This window comes from Mycobacterium sp. TH-M116, assembly GCF_057473685.1.
Window position 1 is genome coordinate 1 of record NZ_JBYCLC010000259.1, and the last position, 4,132, is coordinate 4,132.

Annotated in this window: 5 protein-coding genes; 2 read left to right on the forward strand and 3 right to left on the reverse strand. The window is 69.4% G+C overall.

Annotated elements, in window-relative coordinates:
- Positions 1 to 24 precede the first annotated feature (24 nt).
- Positions 25 to 711, forward strand: a complete 687-nt coding sequence (locus tag AC2VOK_RS13075) for an MBL fold metallo-hydrolase (RefSeq protein WP_343709410.1) — start codon at positions 25 to 27, stop codon at positions 709 to 711.
- A gap of 14 nt (positions 712 to 725) precedes the next feature.
- On the opposite strand, the gene AC2VOK_RS13080 is transcribed toward AC2VOK_RS13075, so the two are convergent.
- On the reverse strand, positions 726 to 1,169 hold the full coding sequence (locus AC2VOK_RS13080; RefSeq protein ID WP_343709411.1) for a universal stress protein: 444 nt from the start codon (positions 1,167 to 1,169) through the stop codon (positions 726 to 728).
- Positions 1,170 to 1,371: 202 nt separating this feature from the next.
- Between AC2VOK_RS13080 and AC2VOK_RS13085 the strand changes: the two genes are divergently transcribed.
- Entirely contained in the window at positions 1,372 to 2,949 is a 1,578-nt protein-coding gene (locus tag AC2VOK_RS13085; protein ID WP_343709412.1) for a mannosyltransferase, read from the forward strand.
- A 51-nt stretch (positions 2,950 to 3,000) separates the two neighbouring features.
- On the opposite strand, the gene AC2VOK_RS13090 is transcribed toward AC2VOK_RS13085, so the two are convergent.
- Entirely contained in the window at positions 3,001 to 3,630 is a 630-nt protein-coding gene (locus tag AC2VOK_RS13090; protein WP_428900861.1) for a class I SAM-dependent methyltransferase, read from the reverse strand.
- Positions 3,631 to 3,731: 101 nt separating this feature from the next.
- The coding region (locus tag AC2VOK_RS13095) for an NAD(P)/FAD-dependent oxidoreductase (protein WP_428900862.1) at positions 3,732 to 4,132 on the reverse strand (401 nt) is incomplete at its 5' end.

Below are 4,132 nucleotides of genomic sequence, written 5' to 3' on the forward strand. Positions count from 1 at the left end.
GCAAGAAGCCGTAACCTCGCCGGTATGTCTGCCACTGACGAACTCCGCGACGACTACACCGGCCACGTCGACCCCGGTACCGCCGCCCGCCGCACCCTGCCGGGCGCCACCATCATCAAGGCATCGGTGGGCCCCATGGACAACAACGCCTACCTGGTGACGTGTTCGGCGACCGGGGAGACGCTGCTGATCGACGCCGCCAACGACGCCGACACGCTGCTGGAACTCATTCACCGCTACGCGCCCACGATCACGCTGATCGTGACCAGCCATCAGCACCTCGACCACTGGCAGGCGCTGGAAGCGGTGGCCGAGGCGACCGGTGCACCGACCGCCGCCCACGAGATCGACGCGGCAGCGCTGCCGGTCAAACCCGACCGGTTGCTGGCCGGCGGCGACACCATCGAGATCGGCCAGCTGACGTTCGACGTCATCCACCTGCGCGGGCACACGCCCGGTTCGGTCGCACTGGCCCTCGACGGGCCGGCGACCGGCGGGGTCACCCAGCTGTTCACCGGCGACTGCCTCTTCCCGGGCGGGGTGGGCAAGACGTGGCAGGAGCACGATTTCGCCCAGCTGCTCGAAGACGTGACCACCCGGGTGTTCGAGGTGTACGACGACGCCACCGTGATCTACCCCGGTCACGGCGACGACACGGTGCTGGGTGCCGAACGGCCGCACCTGCACGAATGGCGCGAACGCGGCTTCTAGAGCCGGCGAACCGGTTACGCCGTGGTGTGCACGATCAGCACGTCGACGTTGGCCCGGCGCGAGACGTTGGCCGGCACCGAGCCCAGCAGCCGTCCCGCGATGGTGCTCAGGCCGACGTTGCCGACGACGAGCAGGTCGGCCTTCTCTTCCTCGGCCAGGTGCACCAGGGCGTCCACCGGGGCGCCGACGATCGCTCGCTCGTCGACGTTCTTGGCGCCGGCCGTGTGCGCCCGCTCCTTGGCGTCGCGCAGGATCGCATAGATCGGCGCGGTGCCGGAGACCTTGTAGCTTTCGGCGCCCAAGGCGTCGGCGGCCCGGGCGTCCTCCGGCTGGGGCAGATACGCCGACGCGATGATCAATGTGGCGTCGGCCCCCGCGAGTTGCGCCGCCCGGTCCACCGCGCGCATCGACGAATCCGAGCCGTCAGTTCCTACCACCACGACCTGATAGGCGCCCATTCACCCTCCCAATTCCGGTTGGTCAGCCAGATGACAGTAGCGCGTTTGCCCATGCCACAGGGAGAAGATTCGCGCCTGCGCGTGGCGCGGCGTGGCGCGGCGTGGCCGGCGTTTGCGAGTCCGCGCCGCCGGTACCGCGGCGGCCGGCCCGGTATGCACCCGATGACCTGGCATCGAGCCGGGCCCTACAGTGAGAAGCGTCATGTCCATGCACACCCTTGAGCAGCGCATTCCGGAGACGCCCGGCGCCCAGGAGGCGCCGGCGCCCGGCCGGGCACGGGGCAGGTTGCTCGACCCGTGGACGGTCGCCGCGCTGGCCACCGCCATCAGCGCCGCCTGGGCGTCCCGGCCTTCGCTGTGGTTCGACGAGGGAGCGACGATCTCGGCGGCGGCGAACCGGACGCTGCCCGAGTTGTGGCGATTGCTGGGCCACATCGATGCCGTGCACGGCCTGTATTACCTGGTGATGCACGGCTGGTTCGCGATCTTTCCGCCCACCGAATTCTTCTCGCGGCTGCCCAGCGCGCTGGCTGTGGGCGCCGCCGCCGCCGGCGTCACGGTGTTCACCAGGCAGTTCACGCCTCGGGCGACCGCGGTGTGTGCCGGTGTCGTGTTCGCCATCCTGCCGCGCATCACCTGGGCGGGGATGGAAGCACGGTCCTACGCGTTCGCGGTCGCGGCGGCCATCTGGCTGACGGTGTTGCTCGTCGCCGCCGTCAGGAGCAACAGGCCGCGTCTGTGGGTGGGGTACGCGCTGGGGTTGGCGGTGTCGATCCTGCTGAGCCTCAACCTGGTCCTGCTGGTGACCGTGTATGCCGCGGCGCTGCCGTTGTTGGCCCCCAGAGGGTCCCGCACGTCGCCGGTGATTCGGTGGGCGGTCGCCACGACCGTCGCGGTGGGGGCGATGACGCCCTTCCTGACGTTCGCCCACGGCCAGGTCTTCCAGGTCAACTGGCTCTTCCCGGTCAGTTGGCATTACGCCTTCGACATCGTGCAGCGGCAGTATTTCGACCACAGCGTTCCCTTCGCCGTTCTCACGGCCGTGCTGGTCGTCGCGGCGGTTGCGGCCCGGTTGAGCGGCGTAGCCGCCCCGGCGGGCGCAACGCGCAACCTGCTGGTCCTGTGCGCGGCGTGGATCCTCGTCCCCACCGCCCTCGTCGTCCTGTACTCGGCCGTCGTCGAACCGATCTACTTCCCGCGCTACCTGATCCTCAGCACACCCGCGGTGGCCGTCATCATGGCGGTCTGCATCACCACGATCGCCCGCGGCCCGTGGCCGACGGCCGGGGTGGTGCTGCTGTTCGCCGTCGCCGCGGTGCCGAACTACCTGTTCATCCAACGCTGGCCCTACGCCAAAGAGGGGTGGGACTACAGCCAGGTGGCCGATCTGATCGGCTCCCATGCCTCCCCGGGGGACTGCCTGCTCGTGGACAACACCGTGGGGTGGCGGCCCGGGCCGGCCCGCGCTCTGCTCGCCACGCGACCGGGGTCATTCCGGTCGCTGATCGACGTCGAGCGCGGCGCGTACGGGCCCAAGGCGGGCTGGCTGTGGGACGGTCACGTCGCGGTGTGGCTCACGACGGCCAAGATCAACCAGTGCTCCACTATCTGGACCATCACCAGCCGAGACGGTGCACTGCCGGATCACCAGGCCGGGTCGTCGTTGCCGCCGGGTACGTTCGGGCGCGCCCCGGCATATCGCTTCCCCGGCTATCTCGGCTTCCGCGTCGTCGAGCGCTGGCAGTTCCACTACTCGCAGGTGGTCAAGTCGACACGGTGACGCGGTTCGAGCGCTGAGGCCGACTCCTGGTCGCCGACACCGGTCGGCGCATCATGTGCGGCTCTCTTCGTCGCGGGTGTCGCGGCGCAGGCGCACCAACGCGTCGACGGCGTCGCGCTCGGCGCCGGGTACCGGCCGCCGGACCCGCTCTGCTTTCTGCACCACGAGCTCCGTCAGGCCGGCGAGGTCGGCGACCACGTCATCCGGGGAGAACAACACCTCGGCATCCTGGGGCCCGCCGACTCCCTCGGTGAGGTTGGTGGTGTCATGGGCCACGACGAGCAGGGTGCCACCGGGAGCAACCGCGGCAGCGGCGTTGCGCAGCGCGGCCCGACGCGGGCCCTCCGCCAGCTGCAGATAAGCGACGACGACCGCGTCGAACGATCCAGCCGGCAGCGCCTCGTTCACCACGTCGGCCCGCTGAAAGTCGACCCGGTCGGCGACCCCGGCGTGGCTCGCCAACTGCGCGGCCCGTGCCAGTCCCCGCTCGGAGAAGTCGACACCGACGACGTGCCAGCCGCGGCCTGCCAACCAGATCGCGTTTCGGCCCTCACCGCAGCCCACATCCAGCGCGCGTCCCGGCGATGCCTCGGCGAGTTCAGCGGCGACGAACCTGTTCGGCTCGATCCCCCACAGCAAGTCGGCCTCGCCGTATCGGCTATCCCATGCCTGCGCATCCATACGCTGCTCCAATCCTGGTGCTCAGAGGACGGTTTCGGGTAGATGTGTCTCCACCCCGGCGACTCCGGATCGCCGCTGAACGGCGGCAACGCCCACCTGCGTCACGGGAGCGGCAGCTTGTCCATGGTGAACTCGGTGGCGGGCATCCCCCACGACGCGGGCTTGCCGCCCGTCCGGAAGTACATCTCTTTGAACGCCATCTTCATCGCCCACGCCGCGTAACCCATCTTGAACACGCTGGTTTTCCCCCCGTACCAGGTGTCGGAGTGGATGTAGAAGCCCTTGTGTCCGCCCATGTCGCCAAAGCAGATGATCTCAGGCCGATAGGATTCACCGACCTCGGCCCGCTCGAGACGCCCGACCTCGACGGCGATCTGGCGGGCCACGATCTCTGCCTGCTGGTGGCCGAGCGAACCGAGCTTGGGTACCGTCAGCGCTGCGGCGTCACCCACGGCGAAAACCTCGGGATGGTCGGGGTTGCGCATGTCGGTGCCGGTGAGCA

Excerpts from the sequence above, each read along its gene's own strand:
- AC2VOK_RS13075 (WP_343709410.1), top strand. The coding sequence starts at position 25 with ATGTCTGCCACTGACGAACTCCGCGACGACTACACCGGCCACGTCGAC.
- AC2VOK_RS13080 (WP_343709411.1), bottom strand. The coding sequence starts at position 1,169 with ATGGGCGCCTATCAGGTCGTGGTGGTAGGAACTGACGGCTCGGATTCG.
- AC2VOK_RS13090 (WP_428900861.1), bottom strand. The coding sequence starts at position 3,630 with ATGGATGCGCAGGCATGGGATAGCCGATACGGCGAGGCCGACTTGCTG.
- AC2VOK_RS13085 (WP_343709412.1), top strand. The coding sequence starts at position 1,372 with ATGTCCATGCACACCCTTGAGCAGCGCATTCCGGAGACGCCCGGCGCC.